21 protein-coding genes are annotated in these 23,556 nt (G+C 64.3%); 9 read left to right on the top strand and 12 right to left on the bottom strand.

Annotated elements, in window-relative coordinates; genetic code table 11:
- Positions 1 to 88 precede the first annotated feature (88 nt).
- Positions 89 to 1,792 (bottom strand): urocanate hydratase, encoded by a 1,704-nt coding sequence (gene hutU / locus Q8O29_RS06720; protein ID WP_305561289.1) that lies wholly within the window; start codon positions 1,790 to 1,792, stop codon positions 89 to 91.
- 108 nt (positions 1,793 to 1,900) lie between these two features.
- Between hutU and hutC the strand changes: the two genes are divergently transcribed.
- From hutC to Q8O29_RS06745, 5 genes are read left to right on the top strand one after another with little or no spacing between them, the layout of a single operon-like run.
- Positions 1,901 to 2,611, top strand: coding sequence for a histidine utilization repressor (hutC, locus tag Q8O29_RS06725; protein ID WP_305561290.1), 711 nt, complete (start codon positions 1,901 to 1,903; stop codon positions 2,609 to 2,611).
- A 28-nt stretch (positions 2,612 to 2,639) separates the two neighbouring features.
- The gene (locus Q8O29_RS06730; protein WP_305561291.1) at positions 2,640 to 3,200 is read left to right on the top strand and encodes a HutD family protein; all 561 of its coding nucleotides are present in this window, start codon (positions 2,640 to 2,642) and stop codon (positions 3,198 to 3,200) included.
- Positions 3,197 to 4,411, top strand: a complete 1,215-nt coding sequence (gene hutI, locus Q8O29_RS06735) for an imidazolonepropionase (protein ID WP_305561292.1) — start codon at positions 3,197 to 3,199, stop codon at positions 4,409 to 4,411. Before Q8O29_RS06730 ends, hutI begins: the two co-directional genes overlap by 4 nt.
- Entirely contained in the window at positions 4,408 to 5,208 is an 801-nt protein-coding gene (gene hutG / locus Q8O29_RS06740; RefSeq protein ID WP_305561293.1) for an N-formylglutamate deformylase, read from the top strand. Before hutI ends, hutG begins: the two co-directional genes overlap by 4 nt.
- The gene (locus Q8O29_RS06745) at positions 5,198 to 6,583 is read left to right on the top strand and encodes a formimidoylglutamate deiminase (protein ID WP_305561294.1); all 1,386 of its coding nucleotides are present in this window, start codon (positions 5,198 to 5,200) and stop codon (positions 6,581 to 6,583) included. The genes hutG and Q8O29_RS06745 overlap by 11 nt, the downstream gene beginning before the upstream one ends.
- A 98-nt stretch (positions 6,584 to 6,681) precedes the next feature.
- On the opposite strand, the gene Q8O29_RS06750 is transcribed toward Q8O29_RS06745, so the two are convergent.
- On the bottom strand, positions 6,682 to 7,995 hold the full coding sequence (locus Q8O29_RS06750; protein WP_305561295.1) for an amidase: 1,314 nt from the start codon (positions 7,993 to 7,995) through the stop codon (positions 6,682 to 6,684).
- A 77-nt stretch (positions 7,996 to 8,072) separates the two neighbouring features.
- Here Q8O29_RS06750 and Q8O29_RS06755 point away from each other — a divergent pair, with 77 nt between their 5' ends.
- Positions 8,073 to 9,488, top strand: a complete 1,416-nt coding sequence (locus Q8O29_RS06755; protein ID WP_305561296.1) for a coniferyl aldehyde dehydrogenase — start codon at positions 8,073 to 8,075, stop codon at positions 9,486 to 9,488.
- 39 nt (positions 9,489 to 9,527) lie between these two features.
- Here the strand turns inward: Q8O29_RS06755 and Q8O29_RS06760 are convergent, their stop codons facing one another.
- Both Q8O29_RS06760 and Q8O29_RS06765 read right to left on the bottom strand, forming a co-directional pair.
- Positions 9,528 to 10,409 carry a CAP domain-containing protein gene (locus Q8O29_RS06760; protein ID WP_305561297.1) on the bottom strand — a complete coding sequence of 294 codons (882 nt, stop codon included), beginning with the start codon at positions 10,407 to 10,409 and terminating at the stop codon, positions 9,528 to 9,530.
- Between the two features lie 102 nt (positions 10,410 to 10,511).
- Positions 10,512 to 11,354, bottom strand: coding sequence for a helix-turn-helix domain-containing protein (locus Q8O29_RS06765; RefSeq protein WP_305561298.1), 843 nt, complete (start codon positions 11,352 to 11,354; stop codon positions 10,512 to 10,514).
- Positions 11,355 to 11,428: 74 nt separating this feature from the next.
- On the opposite strand from Q8O29_RS06765, the gene Q8O29_RS06770 reads away from it, so the two are divergent.
- Positions 11,429 to 12,667 (top strand): MFS transporter, encoded by a 1,239-nt coding sequence (locus tag Q8O29_RS06770; RefSeq protein ID WP_305561299.1) that lies wholly within the window; start codon positions 11,429 to 11,431, stop codon positions 12,665 to 12,667.
- Positions 12,668 to 12,697: 30 nt separating this feature from the next.
- Here Q8O29_RS06770 and Q8O29_RS06775 read toward each other — a convergent pair whose 3' ends face one another.
- The 7 genes from Q8O29_RS06775 to Q8O29_RS06805 all read right to left on the bottom strand — a co-directional run bounded on the left by Q8O29_RS06775 (position 12,698) and on the right by Q8O29_RS06805 (position 20,294).
- A complete protein-coding gene (locus tag Q8O29_RS06775; RefSeq protein WP_305561300.1) occupies positions 12,698 to 13,603 on the bottom strand; it encodes a DMT family transporter in 906 nt (301 codons plus the stop codon).
- Positions 13,604 to 13,795: 192 nt separating this feature from the next.
- Complete coding sequence (locus tag Q8O29_RS06780; RefSeq protein WP_305561301.1) at positions 13,796 to 14,887, bottom strand: DNA glycosylase AlkZ-like family protein; 1,092 nt, start codon at positions 14,885 to 14,887, stop codon at positions 13,796 to 13,798.
- 48 nt (positions 14,888 to 14,935) lie between these two features.
- The gene (locus tag Q8O29_RS06785; protein WP_305561302.1) at positions 14,936 to 15,814 is read right to left on the bottom strand and encodes a sugar phosphate isomerase/epimerase; all 879 of its coding nucleotides are present in this window, start codon (positions 15,812 to 15,814) and stop codon (positions 14,936 to 14,938) included.
- A gap of 4 nt (positions 15,815 to 15,818) precedes the next feature.
- Positions 15,819 to 17,006: a dihydrodipicolinate synthase family protein gene (locus Q8O29_RS06790; protein WP_305561303.1), complete on the bottom strand. Its 1,188-nt coding sequence runs from the start codon at positions 17,004 to 17,006 to the stop codon at positions 15,819 to 15,821.
- 218 nt (positions 17,007 to 17,224) lie between these two features.
- Entirely contained in the window at positions 17,225 to 18,382 is a 1,158-nt protein-coding gene (locus Q8O29_RS06795) for a Gfo/Idh/MocA family protein (RefSeq protein WP_305561304.1), read from the bottom strand.
- 105 nt (positions 18,383 to 18,487) lie between these two features.
- Positions 18,488 to 19,498 (bottom strand): tripartite tricarboxylate transporter substrate binding protein, encoded by a 1,011-nt coding sequence (locus Q8O29_RS06800; RefSeq protein WP_305561305.1) that lies wholly within the window; start codon positions 19,496 to 19,498, stop codon positions 18,488 to 18,490.
- 136 nt (positions 19,499 to 19,634) lie between these two features.
- Positions 19,635 to 20,294 carry a TetR/AcrR family transcriptional regulator gene (locus Q8O29_RS06805; RefSeq protein WP_305561306.1) on the bottom strand — a complete coding sequence of 220 codons (660 nt, stop codon included), beginning with the start codon at positions 20,292 to 20,294 and terminating at the stop codon, positions 19,635 to 19,637.
- A 167-nt stretch (positions 20,295 to 20,461) separates the two neighbouring features.
- On the opposite strand from Q8O29_RS06805, the gene Q8O29_RS06810 reads away from it, so the two are divergent.
- Positions 20,462 to 20,770, top strand: coding sequence for a hypothetical protein (locus tag Q8O29_RS06810; protein WP_305561307.1), 309 nt, complete (start codon positions 20,462 to 20,464; stop codon positions 20,768 to 20,770).
- Positions 20,771 to 20,901: 131 nt separating this feature from the next.
- Complete coding sequence (locus tag Q8O29_RS06815; protein WP_305561308.1) at positions 20,902 to 22,605, top strand: thiamine pyrophosphate-binding protein; 1,704 nt, start codon at positions 20,902 to 20,904, stop codon at positions 22,603 to 22,605.
- A gap of 108 nt (positions 22,606 to 22,713) precedes the next feature.
- Here Q8O29_RS06815 and Q8O29_RS06820 read toward each other — a convergent pair whose 3' ends face one another.
- Positions 22,714 to 23,166, bottom strand: a complete 453-nt coding sequence (locus Q8O29_RS06820) for an SWIB/MDM2 domain-containing protein (RefSeq protein WP_305561309.1) — start codon at positions 23,164 to 23,166, stop codon at positions 22,714 to 22,716.
- Between the last annotated feature and the right edge of the window lie 390 nt (positions 23,167 to 23,556).

The following is a 23,556-nucleotide window of genomic DNA, read 5'->3' on the forward strand; positions in this document are numbered from 1 at the left end:
CGTTCGCCCTGTGCTTGTCGAAGGGGCGTCCTGCAAATTCAAGGCAGGCTTCGATCCTTCGTCGAGCTCAGGACAGGCTTCGGTGGGTTCAGCCCATCATCGGCAGGTTCAGGCCGTTGTCTTTGGCGCTGGTCTTGGCGATGTCGTAACCTGCGTCGGCGTGGCGCATCACGCCGGTGGCCGGGTCGTTGAAAAGCACACGTTCAACGCGCTCGGCCGCTTCATCGGTGCCGTCGCAGACGATGACCACGCCCGAATGTTGCGAGTAACCCATGCCGACGCCGCCGCCGTGGTGCAGGCTGACCCAGGTCGCGCCGCTGGCGGTGTTGAGCAGCGCGTTGAGCAGCGGCCAGTCGCTGACGGCGTCGCTGCCGTCCTTCATGGCCTCGGTTTCACGGTTTGGCGAAGCCACCGACCCGGAATCCAGGTGGTCGCGACCGATCACAATGGGCGCCTTGAGCTCACCGGACTTGACCATGGCGTTGAAGGCCAGGCCGGCCAGGTGCCGCTCGCCGAGGCCGATCCAGCAGATGCGTGCCGGCAGGCCCTGGAAACTGATGCGTTCTTCGGCCATGTCCAGCCAGCGGTGCAGCGGTTTGTTGTCGGGGAAGAGCTCCTTCATCTTCGCGTCGGTCTTGCGGATGTCTTCCGGGTCGCCGCTGAGCGCCACCCAGCGGAAGGGGCCGACGCCGCGGCAGAACAGCGGCCGGATGTAGGCCGGCACAAAGCCGGGGTAGTCGAAGGCATTGGCCACACCGAAGTCCTTGGCCACCTGACGCAGGTTGTTGCCGTAGTCCACCGTGGGAATACCCATGGCGTGAAAGGCCAGCAGGGCCTGCACATGGACAACGCAGGATTCGCCCGCAGCCTGTTTGAGTGCGGCATGCTGCGCCGGGTCTTTTTGCGCGACCTGCCACTGCGCCACGCTCCAGCCGGCCGGCAGGTAGCCGTTGATGATGTCGTGGGCCGAGGTCTGGTCGGTGACCATGTCGGGGCGCATGCCGCCGGCTGCGGCACGGCGCGCCAGCTCGGGCACGATCTCGGACGCGTTGCCGCACAGGGCAATCGACATGGCTTCCTTGCGGCTGGTGTGATGTTTGATCAACGCCAATGCCTCATCGAGGTCTTTTGCTTGCTTGTCGACGTAGCGGGTTCTCAGACGGAAGTCGATGCGCGACTGCTGGCATTCGATAGTGAGCGAACAGGCGCCGGCAAAGGTGGCCGCCAGCGGCTGCGCCCCGCCCATGCCGCCCAGGCCGGCGGTCAGCACCCAGCGGGCGGTTAAATCTCCATTGAAATGCTGGCGGCCAGCTTCGACAAAGGTCTCATAGGTGCCCTGCACGATGCCTTGCGTGCCGATGTATATCCAGCTACCCGCCGTCATCTGGCCGTACATCATCAGGCCGGCGCGATCAAGCTCGTTGAAGTGCTCCCAGGTCGCCCACTTGGGCACCAGGTTGGAGTTGGCGATCAGCACGCGCGGCGCGCCCGTATGGGTGCGGAACACGCCGACTGGTTTGCCCGACTGCACCAGCAGGGTTTCGTCGGCCCTGAGCTTGCGCAGCGAGTCGAGGATGGCGTCGAAGGCCGGCCAGTTGCGCGCCGCCTTGCCAATGCCGCCGTAAACCACGAGTTCATCGGGGTTCTCGGCGACGTCCGGATCCAGGTTGTTCTGGATCATGCGGTAGGCGGCTTCGATCTGCCAGTTGGCGCAGGACAGCGCGCTGCCGCGCGGCGCGCGCACCGGCCGGGCTTTGCTGTCGAGAAACGGGGTTTGCGAAAGGTCTGACATGGTGCTTCCTTGGCTGCGGCATTTCCGGGTCCCTCCCGGCTTGCAAGATTTGTTTCGGTAAATGCTAGTTGTCTATACAACTTGTGTCAACTGGGGTAATCTACGCCCATGGCAAAAGTTTTATTGCCTGCCTATGAGCAGGTCAAGGCCTTCATCAAGACCCATATCAGTGCGGGAACGTGGAAGCCGGGGGACCCGGTGCCCAGCGAAGCGGCGCTGGCGGCCCAATTCGGTATCAGCCGCATGACGGTCAACCGCGCCCTGCGCGAGCTCACGGCAGAAGGGCTGGTCACACGCATCCAGGGCTCGGGCACGCGGGTGGCCGAGCTGCACCGCATTTCGTCGCGCCTGACGATTCGCGACATTCATGAAGAAGTGGTCGAGCGCGGCCATGTGCACACCACCCGTGTGCTTTTGGTAGAAGCCGAAAAAGCCAGTGCCGACCTGGCGAAGTCGCTGGGCCTGCGCACCGGCGCGAGGATTTTTCACACCGTCTTGGTGCACCTGGAAAACGGGGTACCCATCCAGTACGAAGACCGCTACGTCAACCCGGCTGCCGCGCCTGATTTCCTGAGCACCGATTTCACCGCTACTACGCCCACCCACCACCTGTTGCAGCACGCGCCCCTGACCGAAGCCAGTTATTCGATCGAGGCCTGCCTGCCGACCGTGCAGGAGGCCAAACAACTGGGTATTCGGCGTACCGAGCCCTGCCTGGCCATGATGCGGCGCACCGTCAGCGGCGCCAACGTGGCCAGCGTGGCGCGGCTGGTTTACCCTGGCACGCGTTACAGCTTTGCGGGACAATTCCAGGCATGAAGACAGCCCACAGCGCGGAGGTGAGCCCATGAGCTGGCAGATGATTCCCCTTGAAGAAGTCGCGCCCACCCCCTGGCGCAATGGCGGCGGTGTGACGCGTGAGCTGATCGCCTGGCCCACGCCGCAGGACTGGGATTGGCGCATTTCGGTCGCTGAGGTCGAAAAAAGCGGACCGTTCTCGCGCTTCGAGGGTGTGGAGCGCTGGTTCGCCGTGCTCGGCGGCGCCGGCGTACGGCTCACGGTTGACGGGCAGACGCACGAGATGACCGCGCAAAGCGCGCCGCTGCGCTTCGACGGCGCGCAGGATTGCGCCTGCGAGCTGATCGACGGACCCACCGAAGACTTCAACCTGATGCTCAAGCACGGACACGCGCATGCGCGTCTGGTGCGCGTGCAAGGCGCGCTTGATGTGGTGGTCAAGCCCGGCACGCGGGTGGCGGTGTATGCCTGGGACGAGCCGGTGCGGGTGCAGGTCAACCGGAAGTTTGCGACCGTGTCGCCGCACACCCTGGCCTGGCGCGCGCTGGCCAACGGCGCGTCGGTACGCATCGAGGCGCCCACAGCACTGTGGATGGAACTGGCCCGATGACGGTGCAGCTCTGGACGCATTGCCGCATCGCCACGCTGCAGGCCGGGCATTCTGCGCCTTACGGCCTGATCGAAAACGCTGCGCTGGCTGTCGATTCCGGCCAGATCGTTTGGGTCGGCCCGCGCAGCGAACTGCCTGCCGAACTGGCGGCGTGCAAAACGCGTGAACATGACGCCGGCGGCGCGCTGATCACGCCGGGCCTGATTGACTGCCACACGCACCTGGTCTACGGCGGCGACCGTGCGCAGGAGTTCGAGCTGCGCCTGCAGGGCACCAGCTACGAAGATATTGCACGTGCAGGCGGCGGCATCGCCTCGACCGTCCTGGCCACACGCGCCGCGAGCGAGGAGGAACTGGGGGCGCAAAGCCTCAAGCGTTTGCAGGCACTTCTGTCTGAAGGCGTGACCAGCCTGGAGATCAAGTCCGGCTATGGGCTGTCGCTGGCCCATGAGCGTAAGACCTTGCGCGTGGCGCGCTCGCTTGCCGGCAACCAGCCGGTCGAGGTATGCACCACCTTTCTCGGTGCGCATGCACTACCGCCCGAGTTTGCCGGCCGACAGGACGCCTATGTGGACGAGGTGCTTCGCATGTTGCCGCTGCTGCATGCAGAAGGCCTGGTTGATGCAGTGGATGCCTTTTGCGAACGGATTGCCTTCAGCGTGGCGCAGACCGAACGCGTGTTTCAGGCTGCGCAGGCGCTGGGTCTTCCGGTCAAGCTCCACGCCGAGCAGCTCAGCGACAGCGGCGGCGCCGAACTCGCCGCGCGTTACGGCGCGCTCAGTTGTGACCACCTCGAGTGGCTCAGCGAGCAGGGCGCGGTGGCGATGGCAAAAGCCGGCAGCGTGGCCGTGCTGTTGCCGGGCGCGTTTTATTTTTTGCGCGAGACAAAGCTGCCGCCCGTGGCCATGCTGCGTTCGCACCAGGTGGCGATGGCGATTTCAACTGACTGCAATCCCGGCAGCTCGCCCTGCACCTCGCTGCTGCTGATGCTCAACATGGCCTGCACACTGTTCCGCCTGACGCCCGAGGAGGCGTTGGCCGGCGTGACGCGCCATGCGGCCACCGCATTGGGATTCAGTGATCGCGGCGTCATCGCTGCGGGCAAACGCGCTGACTTTGTGCTCTGGGATGTCGCGCATCCGGCGCAATTGGCCTATGCCTTCGGCGCCAACCCGCGCCTCAAAACTGTATTCAAAGGTGAAGTTGTATGAGTTTCAGCCTGCACCAGGGCACGGTGCCCCTGCTGGTCAGCATGCCGCACACCGGCACCGGGATCCCGCCGGAGTTGCAGGGCGGCTATGCCGAACGCGCGCTGGGCCTGGAAGACACCGATTGGCATCTGCACCAGCTCTATGACTTTTTGCCGGAACTGAGCGCCAGTGTGCTCCGGCCGATCTATTCGCGTTATGTGATCGACCTGAACCGTCCGCCCGACGATGCACCCATGTATCCCGGTGCATCCAACACCGAGCTGTGCCCGACGCGTTTTTTTAATGGCGATGCGCTGTATCGGGAAGGCAGGGCACCCGATGCGGCCGAGCGCCTGCGCCGCCGCGAGACCTGGTGGCAGCCTTACCACTCGGCGCTGGCCGCTGAACTGGCGCGCATCAAGGCCCAGCACGGTTTTGCGCTGCTGTGGGACGCGCACAGCATCTGCTCCGAGATTCCCTGGCTGTTCGAGGGCCGCCTGCCCGACCTCAACATAGGCTCGGCCAACGGCACAGCCGCGCATGTCTCTATTACGGATGCCGCTGCGGCCGCCTGTGCCGGCGCCCCCGGTGTCAGCAGCATCGTCAACGGTCGCTTCAAGGGTGGCTACATCACGCGCCAGTACGGCCGGCCGGATCAGGATGTGCACGCGGTCCAGCTTGAAAAGTGCCAGAGCCTGTACATGCAGGAAGCGGCGCCTTTTGCCTATGACGAAGCTCTGGCGAAGAAAATCCGGCCGGTGCTGAAAAACATGGTGACCGCCAGCCTGGCCGCTGCACGCGCTTTGTATGGCCGCTGAGTCCACACGCTACTTCGCAGCGCAGGCCTGGGTCGATGGCGCGTGGGCACAGGATGTGTTGCTGACCGCCGGTAGAGACGGCCACTGGCTGAGCATCGAGCCCAACGCCGCGCCGGAAGCATTGCGCGGCGCAGAACGCCTGAGCGGCCCGGTGTTGCCCGGCCTCGTCAACGCGCACAGCCACGCCTTCCAGCGCGCCATCGCCGGGCTGACCGAGCGATCAAACGGCAGCGACGACGATTTTTGGAGTTGGCGCGACCGCATGTACAGCGCTGCGCTGCGCATCACACCCGATCAGCTCGAAGCCGTGGCCGCCTTGCTGTATGCCGAGTTGCTGCAGGCCGGCTACACCCAGGTCTGCGAGTTTCACTACCTGCACAACAACACCGACGGCCGGCCTTATGCCGACCCGCTGGCCATGTCGCTGGCCCTTGTGCGGGCGGCTCAGCGTGTGGGCATGGGTCTGACCCTGTTGCCCACGCTGTACATGCGTTCCGGTTTCGGCGCGGCGGGTCTGCGCGAAGACCAGCGGCGTTTTGCCTCGACGCCCGAGTCCGTGCTGCGCCTGGCCGAAGGTGCACTGGCCCTGGGGTATGACCGCATCAACGCCGGCCTGGCATTACATTCGCTGCGCGCTGTGGACGCCGCAGCCCTGCTTGAAGTAGCGGCAGCAGCCCGCGCCCAAGGCATGGCGGTGCACATCCACATCGCCGAGCAGATGCAGGAAGTCGATGCCTGCGTGGCAGCCACTGGCCAGCGGCCCCTTGACTGGCTGCTGTCCCATGCGCCCGTGGATGCGCGCTGGAACTTGGTGCATGCGACCCAGGCCAGCGGCGCCGAACTGCAGGGCGTGCAGCGCAGCGGCGCGACCGTCGTGATCTGCCCGACCACCGAAGCGAATCTGGGCGACGGCGTGTTCGACTTGCCCGCATATGCGAAGGCCGGTGGCCGCTGGTCCATAGGCTCAGACAGCCATGTCACGCGCAGCTGGCAAGAAGAGCTGCGCGTGCTCGAATACTCACAGCGCCTGAGCCTGCGCCAGCGCAACATCGCATCGCGCGTGTTGGGCGGGCCCTCAAGCGCGGCCATGCTTTTTTCTGCAGCGCTGGCTGGCGGCTCGGCGGCGACCTCCTTGTCTATGGTCGGCCTGGCCGTAGGTCAGCGCGCCGACTTCGCCGTGGTGGACTTGAGCTCAGCAGCGCTGCTCGGTGTGCCGGCCGATCATGTGCTCGATGCCATGGTGTTTTCCAGCCCCGACACGCGCCTGAGCGAGGTGTTTGTGGCCGGCCGGCGCGTCGTCAGCGGCGGGCAGGTGACCGACTGGCCGCGGCTGGCGGCGGATTTTTCGCAGGCCATGAAGGTGTTGTGGGCCTGATGCTCCGGGGAAAACACGGCACTTGACAACAGACTTGTTACTATTAAATTAATAGCTGCAAGCCCTTTTCTGACATAGGCCGAAGGCCAATTTTCCTCTCAACCAGCCAGCAGTTCTTCCACCGCCGCACCCAGCGCCAGCAGCTCGCGGTCGGCGCCGCGCTGGCCCACCAGCATCAGCCCGACGGCCAGTCCGCCTTGGCGCGGCAGCGGCAAGGACAAGGCTGGCAGATCAAAGAAGTTGAAGACCGAGGGGTTGCGCAGCAGCAGGGCGTTGGTGCGCAAAAACACATCTTCATCCTGCACCGCGTTGATTAGCGGCGCCAGCAGCGGCACGGTCGGCAACACCAGCGCGTCGAGGCCGGCCATGCGAGCATCGAGCGCGGGCAACAGCGCGGCGCGGGCCTGCTGAATGCCGATATAACTGGCGGCGCTCAGCGTTTGGCCGCGGCGGATGCGGCCCAGCACGATGGGGTCGTAGGCCTCGGGACGGGTCGCGACCCCGTCACGGTGGATCCAGGCGGCTTCGGCGGCCACCAGGGTGCCGCGCTCCTGCAGGCGGAAGGGTTCGCCGAGCAGCTCATCGAAGGCCTCATTGCTGACCGTCGCGCCAGCATGCAGCAGGGTGCCGAGCGCCTGCTCCACCGCAGCCAGCACCGCGTCCTGCGCCTGGCTGAACAGCAGGCCGCGCGGCACACCGAGCCGCAGGCCGCCCACCGCTCGGGCCAGCAAAGTCTGGTGGGCGATGCCGGCCAACACACAGTCAGTTGCTGCTGCGTCTGCCACGTTGCGGCACAGCGGGCCCACGCAGTCCAGGGTGAAGGACAACGGGTAGGCGCCGTCGCGCGGCACCCTTGCCTGAGTCGGCTTGAAGCCGACCAGCCCATTGAGCGCCGAGGGGATGCGCACCGAACCGCCGGTGTCGGAGCCGATGGCGATTTCGGCCATGCCAAGCGCTACCGAGACACCGGCCCCCGACGATGAGCCGCCGGGGATTCGGCTGGGGTCCAGCGCATTGCCGGGCGTGCCGTAGTGCGGGTTGATGCCCACGCCCGAAAACGCAAACTCGGTCATGTTGGTTTTGCCGATGACCACGGCGCCGGCGGCGCGCAGACGGCTCACCACCAGTGCATCACGCGTGGCCGGCGCGGCACCCTGCAGCAGTTTTGATCCGGCCGTGGTGGTCTCGCCCGCCACGTCGAACAGGTCTTTGATGGAAACAATGCGGCCGTCGAGCGGGCCCACCCGCTTGCCTGTGCTTCTGCGCAGGTCAGAGGCCTTGGCGGCATCGCGGGCGGTGTCTGCGTAAACGCGGGTAAAGATACGCTGGCCTTCGTCGCCAGCGGCGGTGATGGCCGCCAGAGCGGTTTCGAGCCGCTGGATGGCGGGGCTGTCGGAGGGTTGCGGTGTCATGGCGCGATTATCTGCTTCCTCACCCGCCTGGAGTCAGGTACCTACCGCCGGCGCACACTGCGGCCTATCATCGCCCGATGACCACGCCCGCCCCTTCTCTGCGCTTCTTGTTCGACACCCAGCACCGCGCCAGCCGCGCGCAAATTGATGTGCCGCTGGCCTTGCGCCGCGAGCGCTTGCTGCGTGTGCGCCGCCTGCTCGATGAGCATGGCAGTGCGCTGGCGCAGGCCGTGCAGCAGGACTTTGGCGTGCGCTCGCCGCAGCTCACCGAGATTGCCGACCTGTTTGTGCTGCGCTCCTTGCTGTCGAACAGCTTGAAAAACCTGGCGACATGGATGAAACCCGTGAAGGTCGGCACGCCGCTGTACCTGCTGCCGGCGCGCGCTTTTTTGCAGCGCCAGCCGCTGGGCGTGGTGGGTGTGGTGTCGCCCTGGAACTACCCGGTGCAGTTGTCGCTGGGCCCGGTCATCACCGCGCTGGCGGCCGGCAACCGCGTGATGCTCAAGCCGAGCGAGCTGACACCGGCCACCTCTGCGCTACTGGAGAAACTGCTGGGCGAGGTGTTTGCGCCTGACGAGGTGTGTGTGGTGCAGGGTGACGGCGCGGTGGCGGCAGAATTTGCCAGACTGCCGTTTGACCATTTGTTCTTCACCGGCTCCACCGCCGTGGGCCGCAAGGTGGCCGAGGCCGCCGCCGTCAACCTGACGCCGACCACACTGGAGCTCGGCGGCAAGTCGCCTTGCATGGTCGATGCGTCCTGCGACCTTGACGCCGCCGCCATCAAGATCGCCCACGGCAAGCTGCTCAACGCGGGGCAGACCTGCATTGCGCCCGACTATGTGTTGTTGCCCAGCGGCAAGGAAGCCGCGTTTGGCGAAGCCTTTGCCCGTGCCGTGGCCACGCTGTTCCCCACCATTGCAGGCAACCCCGACTACGCGGCCATCATCACCCCGCGCCACCATGAGCGTCTGCAGGCTTTGCTGGCCCAGGCCGAGGCCGGCGGCGCACGCTTGCAGGTGGTGAATCCTGGCAATGCGGCAGCCACCGATTCACGGCAGATGGCGCCTGTGCTGGTGTTCAATGTCGCCGCCGACGCCAGGCTGCTCAGCGAAGAAATATTTGGCCCCATCTTGCCGGTGCTGGGCTACGGAACCCTGGACGAAGCCGTCAACTACATCAACGCCCGGCCGCGCCCGCTGGCGCTGTACTGGTTCGGTACCGATGCGGCGGCGCGCGACGCCGTGCTGGCCCGCACTGTCAGCGGCGGCGTGACCGTCAACGACACGCTGATGCACATTGCCCACGAGAATCTGCCCTTCGGTGGCGTCGGCGACAGCGGCTGGGGCAGCTACCACGGCGAGGCCGGCTTTCTGCGCCTGACGCAGCAAAAACCGGTGCTGGTGCAGTCGAAATGGGCGAGCGGGGATTTGTTTTACCCGCCTTATGGCAAGCGGTTTGATCAGGTGATGGGTTTGCTGAAGCGGTTGATTTGATGATGCCGGAGGTGGTTGTCGCATCTCATACAGGTAGGTTCACCGCCCAGCCCCAAACACCTGCACCCAGTAAATCGCCGACGTGCTCCAGGTGTTCACCACAAACGCGGCGCCCATTTCAACAAAAGCCGGCGACATGATGTTGGCGCAGTGGCTGGGGCTGTCCAGCCAGCCTTGCACGGCCAGGTCGGGCGTCATCTGGCCGGCGGCCAGGTTTTCGCCGATGCTGCGCCAGCGGTAGCCCATGCGTGTGGCGCGACCGGCCACCGTGCTGCCGTCCCGCGCGGTGTGGTTGAAGTAGCTGTGCCGCGCCATGTCGGCGGCGTGGCCTGCGGCAACTTCTGTCAGCAAGGACTGGTGCAACAGGGGCGGCACGGCGACAAACAGCTCGCTACCGCAGCGCCTGGGCTGGGCGCGTGCGGCGTTGACCAGCGCCAAGATGCGGGCTTCGACTTGCTCGCCCTGCGCGGCGGCGGGCGCGGCAAAGGGTTGGGCCACCACCACCCAGAGATGGTTGCCGCGCTGGTGAAAACCGGCGTCTGTCATGGGCAGGTGCATCACCGCCGCGCAGGCCTTGCCCAGTGTTTTTGGCAGCAGTACCGCCGGCCCGGTCGATGAGCGTACGGTAATTTGTGTGGCATGCACCGAGCGGTAGTTTGCGGCTTTGAGGGCATCGTCGAGCTTGCTGCCATCGGCCAGCAATGCAGCGACGCGCGACAGGGCTGCGTTTTCACGCAGCGCCGGCGTCCGCGCCGGGCCTTCACCGCAGCCCTGCTGCCGGATGGTGTTGATTGCGCGCAGCAGCGTCGGGTGCTCCGGCGCGGGCGACTGCGCGTAAAGCGGTGTACTGATTGCCAGCAGGCTGAAAGCGAGGCAAGCCGCCGCTATCTTGCTGGTTGTTGTGCAGACCGGGAAGTTCATCGGGCCATGATAGCTACGCGGGGCGGCTTCACAGTTCCGACGCCCTGGTCAGTTGTCAAGATGCTCTGTTTTTGATAGCTGTTCACGCCCGCTGGATATGGGCTAGAGGCCTTTTTTGTTCTGAAAGTAACTCGGCGACTGACCCATGGCGGCCTTGAACATCGCCGAAAACGCGCTGTCACTGGCGTAGCCACTGGCCGCTGCGACCTGGCTGACCGGCGTGCCGCGCGCCAGCAGTGGCAGCGCATGCGCCAGGATGGCCTGCTGGCGCCATTGCTGGTAGCTGGTGCCGAGTTCGTCGCGGAACAGGCGCGCCATGGTGCGTTCGCTGGCGCCCATGTCGGCCGCCCACTCGGCCAGCGTGGCGCGCTCGGCTGGCGCGCGCAGCACGGCCTCGCACAGCGCGCGCAGGCGCTTGTCGCCATGCTCCGCGTGTGGCATGGGCACACCCAGCGGCTGGGTGTCGGCGTGGGTGATCTCGTCGATCAACAGGCCGCTGAGCATGGCCTCGCGCGTGACGCCCAGACGGGAGTCTTCGTGTGCGTCAAGGGCCAGCACCATTTCCCGCAGCAGCGGCGACACCACAATCACCCGGCAACCTTGCCAGCCGGCGGGCGTGGTGTCGGCATGGAGGTAGAGCGTGCGGAACTCCGCAGCCTCCAGCACGTTGATGGCGTGCAAGGCGCCGGGCGCGATCCAGACCGCGCGGGAGGGCGGCACGATGTAGGTGACTTCATCCGGCGTGGCGGCTGTCACCTGCAGGATGCCGCTGGCGCAGTAGGCCAGTTGCGCCCAGCCGTGGCGGTGCGGCTTGAAGTGGGTGTCGGCCGGCATGCTGCGGGCGCGCACACGCACCGGTCGCGCCGGGCTGGGCGTGAAGGCGTCAATGCCGTCCACCGAGATCAGGGCCGGACGTGCAGGGAAGGGGCTGGAAGGGCGTGGCACGGTTTGGCTGAAATTCGCTAAATTATGTCTTTCTGTCGCATTCAAGAATCCAGGCCCGATATTACGATAGCGCCATGCGCATCACAAGCACCCTGAATCCGCCGGCGCTCAACCCCGTCAGCCTGCGCCAGGACGCCGGCGTGATCGGCCTGGTCGGCCTGGCGCACATGATCAGCCACTTCAGCCAGCTGCTGCTGGCGCCGCTGTTTCCCTGGCTCAAGGAAGAATTCGGGGTGAGTTACGCAGAGCTTGGTTTTTTGATGACGATTTTTTTCGTGGTGTCCTGCGCGGTGCAGACGCTGTCGGGTTTTGTGGTGGACCGTTTCGGCCCGCGTCCGATTCTGTTCGCCGGCCTGAGCCTGCTCGGCATTGCGGCCTTTGGTTATGCGGCCAGCACCAGCTACTGGATGCTGGCGGCCTTCGCCGTGGTCGCGGGCATAGGCAACGGCGTGTTCCACCCGGTGGACTACACGCTGATCAACCGCAAGGTCAGCGCGCCGCGCCTGGGCCACGCCTACAGTGTGCACGGCATCACCGGCAGCCTGGGCTGGGCGCTGGCGCCAGCGCTGGTGGTGACGCTGACCTTTGCATATTCGTGGCGCGTTGCGCTGATGGCCGCCGGCGCGCTGGCCTTTGGGGTGCTGGCCGTGCTGCTGTTCAACCGCGACAAGCTCACACTCGTGGTGGCGCCGCCGGTCAAAGGTGCGGCGGCGGTCGACGGCTCGCTGGACTTCCTCAAGATCCCGGCGGTGTGGATGTGTTTTGCGTTTTTCTTCTGGTACGCGATTGTGCTGAGCGTGGTGCAGACCTTTGCGCCGGAAGCCGCGCGCCAGTTGCATGACGTGCCTCTGGGCCTGGTGGCCATGTGCCTGACGATTTACATGGTGTGCAGCGCCGGCGGCATGGTGGCGGGCGGTTTTCTGGCGTCCGACCCGGCGCGCTGCGAGCGCATCGTCGGTGCCGGCTTCGGCATGGCTGCGGTCATGGCGCTGGTGCTGGCACTGGGCAGCTTCCCGGCCTGGGTGGTGCCGGTGCTGTTTGGCTTGATGGGTTTTTCGTCGGGCATCGCCGGGCCGTCGCGTGACCTGCTGGTCAAACGCTCGACCCCTGAAAACGCCTCGGGCCGCGTCTATGGCGTGGTCTACGCGGGTCTGGACATCGGCCAGGCCGTGTCGCCGCTGATCTTCGGTCTGATGATGGACCACCAGATGTACCGTGGCGTGTTGCTGGGGCTGGCACTGATGCTGGGTGTGCTGATTGCCAGCGCCTTTAACGTGCGGCGTGCGCGGCGCACGCCGCTGGTCATGGCCTGAACATCATTTTGTGTAAACGCTTCAAGGTGCTCATGCAGGAGGCGCCTGCGCAGCCGGCGCTCGCCGCTTCTCACTGACCAGCACGTACAGGCCGGAGGCTATCAACAGCGCGATGCCGAACCAGGCCAGCGTGTTCGGCACCTCGCCCCACACGCCGTAGCCCAGCACCAGCGCAAACAGCAGGCCGCTGTAGCGAAAGGGCGCAACCAGCGTCATCTCGCCGTGGCGCATGCTGTTGATGATGAAGTAGTAGCCACCTGTGAGGAACACGGAGGCCAGGCCCAGGAGCCCGAACTCGAACAGGCCGAAGGACTGCCAGCCCTGCAGCAGCGAGCCCACGCCCGACACCACCGTGACCGCGACCGCCGTGGCCAGCGTGATCAGGATGGACGGAATGCCGGCGTGAATGCGGCGCGTCATCAGGTCGCGCGCGGCATGAAACAGCGTGCCCAGCAGGCAGACCAGCGCCCAGGTGTTGAAGCCTTCCGCACGCGGCTGGATCACCAATAGCACACCCAGGAAGCCGAAACCGACCGCCAGCCAGCGCGCGCCGCGCACGCGCTCGGCCATGAAGAGCGCGGCAAACATTGTCATGAACAGCGGCGCAGCCAGGTTGATGGCGGTGGCGTTGCCGATCGGCAGGTGAAACAGCGAGCCCAGGTAAAGCATGGTGGCGATGGCATCCACCAGCGCGCGGACCGCAACCCAGCCGCGCGTGGCTTCGCGCAGGCGGGGCGTGGCGCCCAGCGCGTGGGCGACGGCCAGCACCAGCAGCACCGACATGAAGCCGCGAATGAAGATCAGTTGCGCACTGGGCATGCTCTGGCTGGCAAATTTGACCAGCGCGTCGTTGGTGACGAAGCAGCCCATCGCACCCACCATGCAAATGATGCTGCGCCGGTTGGCGGCGGCTGCGGCAGAATTGAGCAGGCTCATGGCGCGGCGGCCAGGCCGCAAGTTTTGATTCGTCCCGACCTCGCCATGCGGCTTCCTTGAAAAAATGAAAGGCCTGTTTATACCCCGCTGCCTTGCCGCGTGATGCCGTTGTCCAGCACCTCGCCGCCGGACGTCGCGTGTTCCTTCGCTTGGTGGATGGGCAAAACGACACGGGGTAGGCGTGACCCCGCATCAACGACCGGCCAGGAATTGCGTCATGCGTTGCAACTCGTCATCGAGCGCCGCGCGAAATCCTGCATCGCGCGGCTTGGCATTGGCATAACCGAAGGTCGTTTGCAGCCCGCCCGCAGTATTCGTCACATTGGCCCAGCCGATCACACGCTCGTGCCACAACAGGGGCAAGGCGTAGTAACCAAACTGCCGCTTGGGCGCCGGCATATAGGCTTCGAACTTGTACGTCCAGCCCCACAACAGCTCAAAGCGACGCCTGTCCCACACCAGCGGATCAAAAGGCGCGAGCAGGCGCACCGCTGTATCGGGTGCATGTTTTCGCGAAACCGGGTTTTCATCGGCTGGCCAGTACCAGGTGGTGCCATCAATGCGGCAGCTCGCCAGTTCTTCGCGTGCCATTTTGAGGGCCGCCTGTGTTTGAGCCGACAGATGCGACGCGCCGTAGCCCAGCAGGCGCACGAGGTAGGTCAGGCTCGCCGCCGGCAGCGGCGCGTACTTGCGCACCACCAAGGCAATCAGCGCTGCGGCGCGTTGCGCGCAAGCGGCGGCGCTGTCATCGGCTGGCGCGTGTGCCACGGTTTCGTAGAGACGTGTGCCGCTGTCACGCCCTGCCACGCGCAGCAGGCCGCGGTAGTGCAGGCTATCGAGCAGGTGGGTGCTTGCGTTGCTGGAGCCGCCCCAGTAGTTTTTGACGCGGCCATGCGCGAAGTGTTGCTCCACCTCGCGTGGATGCACAGTCCCGCGCTCGCGCACAAAGGCCAGCACGTCCTCGGCCTTACGCCGCGTATCGGCATCCCAGGCACGCCTGGCCTGCCGCGGATGCATTAACGCCAGATGTTCGCGTGGCAGAAAGCCGTAGTTGACGAGGCAGTCTTCCTTGATCGCTAGCTTGGTGTAACGGCTTTCCATATCACCCGCGCGGTAGTCTTTCACGCGGTGGCGCAGCGTGAGGTCTTGCGCACGCGCCGGCGCGCGTATCGGGTCGGCCTGCACGAAGCCCAGCCGCCGGATCACGCGCAGCAGTGTGGTGGGCGGAAAAAGGGTGCGCGCCACGGCGTAGCGGCGTAGGTCGTCAAGGGTTGAGTCAGCCATGCAGTGAATTTCAGCACATTCGACTGCAATCCGCTGAAGCTGGCTCGATCAGACGGCGCTGCGATGCCGTTCGATGCAGACGTCCAGCGTTTCGGCGCCGGGGCGTTGCCACCAGTCGAGTGTCGAAAAAATTTCAACCTCGCTGAAACCGGCGAAACCCGCGTCTTCCACCCAGCCGCGAATCTTTTTGAGTTCCACCACGCCATCACCCATCATGCCGCGGTCGGAGAGCAGGTCGCGCGTCGGCGTGAGCCAGTCGCACACGTGGTAGGCCAGCAAGCGTTCCTTGCCTGCGCGGGCGATTTGCTGCTGCAGCTTGGGATCCCACCAGACGTGATAGATGTCGAGCGCCACACCCAACATGCCGCTTTTGCCGGCGTCGAGTTCGTCGCAGAGGTCGAGTGCATGTTCCAGCGTGTTGATGCAGGCGCGGTCGGCCGCCTGCATGGGGTGCAGCGGTTCTATGGCCAGCGGCATGCCGACTTCGCGTGCATACTCGAGCGAGGCGGCGATGCCGTCACGCACCTCGTTGCGGGCGCGGGTCAGGTCCGTGTAGGCGGCCTTGCCTTCCAGTGCGCCGGGCAGGGCGCCGACGACCAGCACCACACAAGGTGCGTTCAGTGTCTTGGCCTCATCGATGGCGCGGCGGTTGTCGTCCAGCGCGGCTTTTATGCCGGTGGCATCGGCAGCGGGGAAAAAGCCGCCGCGGCAGTAGCCTGAGAGGCCTATGTCGTGTGCCTTCAACTGCTTGGCGACCTTGTCGAGTCCAACAGCCTCCACCTGGTCGCGCCAGGGGTTGATGGCGCGTATGCCGCGTTCGGCGCACTGGTCGATGATGCGGTCCAGCGGCACCTCGGCGCCCGCTTGTTTGCGCACCGTGGCGGTGTTGATGGACAGCCAGTTGTGGCCCTGGGAGAAATCACGCATCGGATCAGCCTTCCACGCCGTGCAGGGCCAGCAGTGTTTGCATACGATGCACCGCCAGCTCGGGCTGTTTCAGCAGGTTCGCCGCATCGGCCAGGCGGAACAACTCGGCGAAGTGTTGCAAGGAACGTGTGCTTTGCTGGCCACCCACCATGGTGAAGTGGCTTTGGTGGCCGTTGAGCCAGGCCATGAAGACCACGCCAGTCTTGTAGAAACGCGTGGGCGCAGCAAAGATGTGGCGCGACAGCGGCACGGTGGGGCCGAGGATGGCGTGGAATTTGTCTACCTTGCCCTGGGCCAGTTCACCGAGTGCCGCGCTGGCGGCTGGCGCAATCGCATCGAAGATGCCCAGCAGCGCATCACTCTGGCCGTGGAACACTTCGCTGCCCTGGCCGTCACCGGCGATCAGCTCGGCGTAATTGAAGTCGTCGCCGGTGTACATGCGCACGCCGGCGGGCAGACGGCGGCGCATGGCGATTTCCTTGCCCTTGTCGAGTAGCGAGATCTTGATGCCGTCAACCTTGTCGGGGTGGGCGTTGATGATGCCCAGCGCGGTGTCCATTGCCGCGTCCACATGCTTCGATCCCCAATAGCCGGCCAGCGCCGGGTCGAACATCTCGCCCAGCCAGTGCAGCACCACCGGCTGTTTGGCCTGGCTCAGGATTCGGTCGTACACACGTTCATAGTCGGCCGGTGATTTGGCCACGCGGGCCAATGCGCGGCTGGCCATCACGATCAGTTTGCCGTCGAGTTTTTCAATCGCAGCCATCTGCTCTTCGTAGCCGGCAATGACTTCGTCAACTGTCTTGACGTTCTCCAGCAGCAGGTGGTCGGTGCCGCAGCCTGAAGCGACCAGCGCCCCCGGAATATCCTTGGCAGCTTCGAGTGAACAGCGGATCAATTCGAGCGAGGTCGGCCAGTCCAGGCCCATGCCGCGTTGCGCCGTGTCCATGGCTTCGGCCACACCCAGGCCCAGCGACCACAGGTGGCGGCGGTAGGCGATGGTCGCGTCCCAGTCGATGGCGCAGTGGACCCAGGGGTCCACCACGGCCAGCGGGTCGGCGACGACGTGCGCCGCCGAATAGGCGATGCGGTTGAAGGCCACGCCAGCCGCTGGCCGGACGGGTGCGGTGCCGCGCAGCGCGTACTGCTGGAGGGTGCCGGCCTGCGTGGGCAGGGTGAGAGTCAAAGCCATGAAATCTACCTGTTGATGCAACTACTAAAGTCCGATCCCCTCTCCCTTTGGGAGAGGGTTAGGGTGAGGGCTGGTGGTCCACTGACATTCCATGCACACGCCAGCCCTCACCCCTGCCCTCTCCCAGAGGGAGAGGGAGTGAAACGGATGCGGGCGAAAACTTTATGCATCAAATATGCCTCTAGCCCTTGTCCAGAGGGCGTAAGCAGCTATCAAACTTATAGCGGATGAATATCCACCCAGCGACGCTCTTTCCAGCTTTCGAGCGCGGCCTCGACCAGTTGCACGCCTTTGGCGCCTTCGGGCAGCGTCCATTGGTAGGGCTCGTTTTCCACCACATGGCGGATGAAATGCTCCCACTGGATCTTGAAGCCGTTGTCGTAGGTCTGGGTGTCCGGCACGTCCTGCCACTGGTCGGAAAAATTCATCGTCTGTTTTTCGTCCGGGTTCCACACCGGGCGCGGCGTATTGACCCGCGACTGGGCCTTGCAGGAGGACAGGCCGGCGACGGCCGACCCGTGGGTGCCATCGACGTGGAAGGTGACCAGATCCTCGCGGTTGACGCGGGTGGCCCAGGACATGGTCATCTGCGCAATCACCTGCTCGCCGCCGTGGCCGATCAGCTCGGCCGTGGCGTAGGCCGCATCGTCGGCGGTCGCCTTGTAGGGCTTGCCGGCTTCGTCCCAGCGCTCGGGTATGTGGGTGGCGCCTATGCAGGAGATCGACTTGACCTCGCCGAACAGGTTGTCCAGCACGTAACGCCAGTGGCACATCATGTCCAGGATCATGCCGCCGCCGTCTTCGGTGCGGTAGTTCCAGCTCGGGCGCTGGATCGGCTGCAGGTCGCCTTCGAAGACCCAGTAGCCGAACTCCAGGCGCACCGACAGCATCTTGCCGAAGAAGCCGGCGCGGCGCAGCATGTCGAGCTTGCGCAGGCCGGGCAGGAACAGCTTGTCCTGCACCGCGCCATGTTTCAGGCCGGACTTTTCAGCCAGACGCGCAATTTCAACGGCTTCGTTGAGGTTGGTGGCAATCGGTTTTTCGCAGTACACGTGTTTGCCGGCGCGTATCGCCTTGGCCAGCAGCGTGGGGCGCATCTGCGTGGTGCCAGCGTCGAAGAAGATGGTGTCGTCCTTGTTCTTCAGCGCCTCGTCGAGGTCGGTGCCCCAGCGTTCAATGTTCCAGGCCTTGGCCAGGGCCTCGATTTTTTCGGCGTTGCGGCCGATCAGGATCGGGTCGGGCACACACAAGTCGCCGTTGGAGAGCAGCACGCCGCCCTGCTTGCGGATCGCGACGATGGAGCGGATCAAATGCTGGTTCATGCCCATGCGTCCGGTCACGCCGTGCATGATGATTCCTAGTTGTTGGGTGGCCATGGGCTTCCTTTGGGGCGGGTGGGGAATGCGGCGGCCGCACCGGACCGGTGTGGCGAAAGCCCAGGGGCCTCCGCCGACCCGCGCCGGTGCGCGCGGTCGCGGGAGTTACTGCGGGGACAGGCCGGCGGCTTTGACCAGCACGGCGTTGCTCTTGATCTCGTCCCTGATGTAGCTGTCGAACTGCTCGGGTGACAGGGTCCAGGCATCGGCGCCGAGGGTGGCGAAACGCTCCTTGACTTCAGGCGTGTTGAGCGCCTTGACAACTTCGTCGTGCAGGCGGTTGACGATGTCGCGCGGCGTCTTGCTGGGAGCCATCATGCCGATCCAGAAATTGAACTCGGAACCAGGCACGCCTGCTTCTGCGGTGGTCGGAACCTGTGGCAGGGCGGTCGCGCGTTTGGGTGAGCCGACTGCCAGTGCGACCAGCTGGCCATTGCGGATTTGCCCGATCACCGGCGCAATCGGCGAGAAGTAGTAGTCGACCCGGCCGGACATCACCTCGGTCACGGCCTCTGCAGACCCTTTGAACGGTATGTTGACCGCATCAATCTTGGCGGCCAGCTTGAACTTTTCGGCGTTCAGGTGCGTGGCGCTGCCCTGGCCGGCCGAGGCAAAGTTCATGCTGCCCGGCTTGGCCCGCGCAGCGACCAGCAGTTCCTGCAAGGTCTTGATGTTTTTCGACGGCGAGATCACCAGTACGTTGGGTGTGCTGGAAATCGGTGTCACGCCCACGAAGTCGGCGGTGGTGTCGAAGGGCAGTTTGGCAAAGGTGGATGGGCTGACTGTGTGTGATGACGAGTGGACCATGATGGTGTAGCCATCCGGTGCGGCGGTGGCCACGGCCTGCTGGCCGATGGTGCCGCTGGCGCCGCCACGGTTGTCGATCACCAGCGTCTGCCCCATGCTCTGGCCCATCTTGTCGGCGATAGCGCGGGCAATGATGTCGGTGGTGCTGCCTGCGGCAAAAGGCACGATCACACGAATCGGTTTGTTCGGGTAAGCCTGTCCTGCGCTTGTCGAAGGACCGCCCTGGGCGCTGGCGGCCAGCGGCGACAGCGCGGCCAGCACAGTGAGGGATGTGAGCGAAGCCAGGGCGGCGCGGCGTGCAAAAGTCATGGTTGCATCTCCTGAAGGGCATTTTGAAGAACGAGAGTCCGGCAAACACAAGCAGGCCGGAGTTTACGCTTAATTCACCATTAAGTGAATTAAAAATTGTAAAACACTCCCGACACCGCCTTGATGCGGTGATGCCTCAGTTTCTAAGGACATACCCTAGGATCACGTCGCACATGTGCGAGAGTCGCTCGTGGTGTGCCTTGGGCGTCATCAGGTCGCGCCCGAAAATCGCCGACAGCGTGTGGTTGTTCGACAGGTAGAAATAGGCCATGCCGGCAATCGACACATATAGCTGTATCGGGTCGATGCCGCCGCGAAACAGCCCCTCGCTGCGCCCGCGCTCCAGGATTTCGGCCAGCGTCTGGATCAGTGGCGAGTTCATCTCGCGCACCCGCCCGGACATCGCCAGGTGCCGACCCTGGTGCAGGTTTTCACTGTTGAGCAGCGTGAGGAATTCAGGGTGCGCAATGTAGTACTCCCAGGTGAACTGGGTCAGGCGCTGGATCGCCTGGGCCGGCGGCATGTCGCGCAGGTGCAGCTGGTTTTCGGCCTCCCGGATATCGGCATAGGCCTGCTCCAGCACGGCCAGGAACAGCTCGTCCTTGCTGGTGAAATAGTAGTAAATCAGACGCTTGTTGACATCGGCGCGTTCGGCAATGCGGTCCACCCGCGCGCCGCCCAGGCCGTGCTGCGCAAACTCGTCGCGAGCCGCCTGCAGGATGGCGAGCTGGGAGCGGTCGGCATCGCGCGAGCGGGGTTCGGTGGCTTTGGCGGGTTTGGCTTTGGCGCTTGGCATGGCGAGTAATTTAACTGTTTGGTGAATTAGTGCAAGCCCGTTATGCGCAGATGCCTGAGGTAGCTTGGTCCGATAGCGGCATTAGATGACAGGCACTGTAACAAGCGCGCACCCATAATGAGGCAGGTAGCGGCCATCGGCGCCGTTGCCACTTCAAGGAGACGGCCATGAGTGATTCGACCCCCCCGAAAGACGGCGACTTCGCGAGCTGGGTTGACGAAAAGTCCGAGGCGCTCAAGTTTGAACTCGGCGAGAAGTTTCCGGTACCGCCGACCGAGCTGCATTCGCCCTCGGTGCATGTGGAGACCGGCCGGCAGAAACTTGAGGAAGTGCTGCTGGAACATGAGGAGCCCACGCCGGAGTTCCTGGAAGAGCTCAAGGCGCTGGAAAATGCAGCGCCGCTGAGCGACGACGAACTAGCCCGGCAGGCGCTGGAAGCGGGCGGTGACGACGGCGACAACAAGACCCCTGAATAGTCCCGCGCCGCACGGCCTTGGTCTTTATCAGCCGGGGCTGCGGAACCGGCTTTGCCGGGCCGCAGGCGCAGCGCCCCCTCGGGGGGCAGAGAGCTACGCGTAGCGAGCGAACGTGGGGGCACAATAGTCAGATGACCCAACAACTTGCCGGCCATCTTCTTGTTCAATGCCTTGTGGCCCAGGGCGTCACCCACGCGTTTGGCGTTCCCGGTGAAAGTTATCTTGCGGTGCTTGATGGCTTTCATGCTTATCCCGATCAGATTCAATTCGTCACCAACCGGCAGGAGGGCGGCGCCGCCTTCATGGCCGAAGCCCATGGCAAGCTGACCGGCCGGCCCGGTATCTGTTTTGTGACGCGGGGTCCGGGTGCGACCAACGCCTCCATCGGGGTACACACGGCTTTCCAGGATTCCACGCCCATGATTTTGTTTGTTGGCGATGTGGCCAGCGACACGCGCGACCGCGAGGCTTTCCAGGAGCTGGACTACAGCAGCTTCTTCGGCCCTTCTACCAAAGGCATGGCCAAACGGGTAGAGCGCATTGACGACGCGCGGCGCATCCCCGAGTATGTGGCGCGCGCCTTTGCCACCGCCATGAATGGCCGGCCTGGCCCGGTGGTGCTGGTGTTGCCTGAGGACATGCTGACCCAAACGGTGGACGTGGCACCGCTGCCGCGCGTGGAAGCGGTCGAGGCCTGGAGCGACCCCGGTTCGCTGCGCCGGCTGCGCGAGATGCTGCTGCAATCAGAGCGGCCTTTGGTGATTGCCGGCGGGGGCGGCTGGACGCCGCAGGCGGCGCAGGCGCTACAGCGTTTTGCCGAAAACTGGTCGCTGCCGGTCGGCAATGCCTTTCGTTTTCAGGACACTTTTGACAACCACCACCCGCTGTACGCAGGCGATGTCGGCATTGGCCTGAACCCCAAGCTCGCGGCACGCATCAAACAGGCCGACCTGATTCTTGCGATTGGCCCGCGCCTGGGCGAGATGACGACTGGCGGCTACACGCTGATCGAGGCGCCCAGGCCGAAGCAGAAGTTGGTGCACATCCATGCCAGTGCCGAAGAGCTGAACCGCGTGTTCCAGGCCGATCTGGCCATCAACGCGACCATGAATGCGGCAGCGCGATCACTGGAGGTGTTGACGGCGCCGCTGTCCGTCCCCTGGCAGGCCTGGGCCGAGTCCGCCAACGCAGACTACCTCGCCAACATCGACCCAGCCAACGGCGGCGTGGTGCTGCCGGGCAGCATCGACATGCCGGCCATCGTCGCGACGCTGAAAAAGCTGCTGCCAGCAGATGCAGTGCTGACCAATGGCGCTGGCAACTTTGCCAGCTGGGTGCACCGCTTCTTCCAGCACCACGGCCTGGTCAAGGGTCTGAAGACCCAGCTGGCGCCCACCGTGGGCGCCATGGGTTACGGCGTGCCGGCCGGCATCGCGGCGGCCATCACTACCGGCAGGACGGCCTTCACGATGGCCGGTGACGGCGACTTCCTGATGAACGGCCAGGAGCTGGCCACTGCGGTGCAGCATGGCGCCAAAAGCATCATTGTGCTGCTCAACAACGGCATGTACGGCACCATCCGCATGCACCAGGAGCGTGAGTACCCGCGTCATGTCAGCGGCTCCAGCCTGCAGAACCCGGACTTCTGCGCACTGGCGCGGGCTTACGGCTACACCGCCACACGCATCACGCGCACCGAAGAGTTTGAAGCCGTCATGCGCCAGGCGCTGCAGGGCAAGGAGGGCGCGCTGATCGAGATCATGCTGGACCCGGAAGTCATCAGCACGCGTGGAACACTGTCGGCAATTACCACCACAGCGCTACAGAAACAATAGCGGCTTGTGGCTGTGGGATATGGGCTACAGCCTGTTTTGATATAAAAAAAGGGCCACTTGCGTGGCCCTTTCAGCGAAGTCCGCGTGAACGCGGAAGGTCGCTTCGAGTTACTTGACGTGCTTGCCGATCAGGCCAGCCATCTCGAACATCGACACCTGCGCCTTGCCGAAAACGGCGCGCAGCTTTTCGTCGGCATTGACCATGCGCTTGTTGATCTTGTCCTGCAGACCCTTGGCCTTGATGTAGACCCAGAGTTTGCGAACGATCTCGGTACGGGGCAGCGCAGCAGCGCCAACCACGGCCGACAGGGCAGGGCTCAATGTCAGTGGCTTCATGAACGCTGCGTTGGGCGTACGCTTTTTGGCGGGCGCTTTTTTTGCAACGGCCTTTTTTGCCACTACTTTTTTTGCAGGGGCTTTCTTCGCCACTACTTTTTTAGCCGGTGCTTTCTTCGCAGGGGCTTTCTTTGCTGGAGCTGCTTTCTTCGCAGCTACTTTCTTTGCCGGAGCAGCCTTTTTTGCGGCTGCTTTTTTTGCCGGTGCTTTTTTTGCAGTTGCCATGATTGATTTTCCTTCTAGAAGTTGATAAATCACCAATGCAGATAACTACTCTTCACTGGCAAGGGGGATGCTACTGGAGAAAACCGCTGTTTCATAGGGAAAACGCAATTTTTTTGGTCTTTTTTGTTGCTGACTTACCTCTGAAAATCAAAAAACACCCAATGGAAATCTCGCGAAAGCCGCACTGCAGTGCCTCTCACGCATACCTCAGACACGCCGCCACACTGAAAAAACGCAGCGACCACCAACACTTTTGGTCGCACCGAATGCTCGCACATGACGCCACACCGCCCTCATGCAGCACAGCAGGTAGCGCGCTTAACACCGCGCCAGCACACGGCATTTCCCCGCGCTTGCCGCCGGGGTAGCGGATTATCCATGGAGACCATC

The sequence above is a fragment of the Polaromonas sp. genome (assembly GCF_030689685.1).
Classification (GTDB): Bacteria; Pseudomonadota; Gammaproteobacteria; order Burkholderiales; family Burkholderiaceae_C; genus Polaromonas.

Excerpts from the sequence above, each read along its gene's own strand:
- hutU (WP_305561289.1), bottom strand. The coding sequence starts at position 1,792 with ATGTCAGACCTTTCGCAAACCCCGTTTCTCGACAGCAAAGCCCGGCCG.
- hutC (WP_305561290.1), top strand. The coding sequence starts at position 1,901 with ATGGCAAAAGTTTTATTGCCTGCCTATGAGCAGGTCAAGGCCTTCATC.
- Q8O29_RS06730 (WP_305561291.1), top strand. The coding sequence starts at position 2,640 with ATGAGCTGGCAGATGATTCCCCTTGAAGAAGTCGCGCCCACCCCCTGG.
- hutI (WP_305561292.1), top strand. The coding sequence starts at position 3,197 with ATGACGGTGCAGCTCTGGACGCATTGCCGCATCGCCACGCTGCAGGCC.
- hutG (WP_305561293.1), top strand. The coding sequence starts at position 4,408 with ATGAGTTTCAGCCTGCACCAGGGCACGGTGCCCCTGCTGGTCAGCATG.
- Q8O29_RS06745 (WP_305561294.1), top strand. The coding sequence starts at position 5,198 with ATGGCCGCTGAGTCCACACGCTACTTCGCAGCGCAGGCCTGGGTCGAT.
- Q8O29_RS06750 (WP_305561295.1), bottom strand. The coding sequence starts at position 7,995 with ATGACACCGCAACCCTCCGACAGCCCCGCCATCCAGCGGCTCGAAACC.
- Q8O29_RS06755 (WP_305561296.1), top strand. The coding sequence starts at position 8,073 with ATGACCACGCCCGCCCCTTCTCTGCGCTTCTTGTTCGACACCCAGCAC.
- Q8O29_RS06760 (WP_305561297.1), bottom strand. The coding sequence starts at position 10,409 with ATGAACTTCCCGGTCTGCACAACAACCAGCAAGATAGCGGCGGCTTGC.
- Q8O29_RS06770 (WP_305561299.1), top strand. The coding sequence starts at position 11,429 with ATGCGCATCACAAGCACCCTGAATCCGCCGGCGCTCAACCCCGTCAGC.
- Q8O29_RS06775 (WP_305561300.1), bottom strand. The coding sequence starts at position 13,603 with ATGAGCCTGCTCAATTCTGCCGCAGCCGCCGCCAACCGGCGCAGCATC.
- Q8O29_RS06780 (WP_305561301.1), bottom strand. The coding sequence starts at position 14,887 with ATGGCTGACTCAACCCTTGACGACCTACGCCGCTACGCCGTGGCGCGC.
- Q8O29_RS06785 (WP_305561302.1), bottom strand. The coding sequence starts at position 15,814 with ATGCGTGATTTCTCCCAGGGCCACAACTGGCTGTCCATCAACACCGCC.
- Q8O29_RS06790 (WP_305561303.1), bottom strand. The coding sequence starts at position 17,006 with ATGGCTTTGACTCTCACCCTGCCCACGCAGGCCGGCACCCTCCAGCAG.
- Q8O29_RS06795 (WP_305561304.1), bottom strand. The coding sequence starts at position 18,382 with ATGGCCACCCAACAACTAGGAATCATCATGCACGGCGTGACCGGACGC.
- Q8O29_RS06800 (WP_305561305.1), bottom strand. The coding sequence starts at position 19,498 with ATGACTTTTGCACGCCGCGCCGCCCTGGCTTCGCTCACATCCCTCACT.
- Q8O29_RS06805 (WP_305561306.1), bottom strand. The coding sequence starts at position 20,294 with ATGCCAAGCGCCAAAGCCAAACCCGCCAAAGCCACCGAACCCCGCTCG.
- Q8O29_RS06810 (WP_305561307.1), top strand. The coding sequence starts at position 20,462 with ATGAGTGATTCGACCCCCCCGAAAGACGGCGACTTCGCGAGCTGGGTT.
- Q8O29_RS06815 (WP_305561308.1), top strand. The coding sequence starts at position 20,902 with ATGACCCAACAACTTGCCGGCCATCTTCTTGTTCAATGCCTTGTGGCC.
- Q8O29_RS06820 (WP_305561309.1), bottom strand. The coding sequence starts at position 23,166 with ATGGCAACTGCAAAAAAAGCACCGGCAAAAAAAGCAGCCGCAAAAAAG.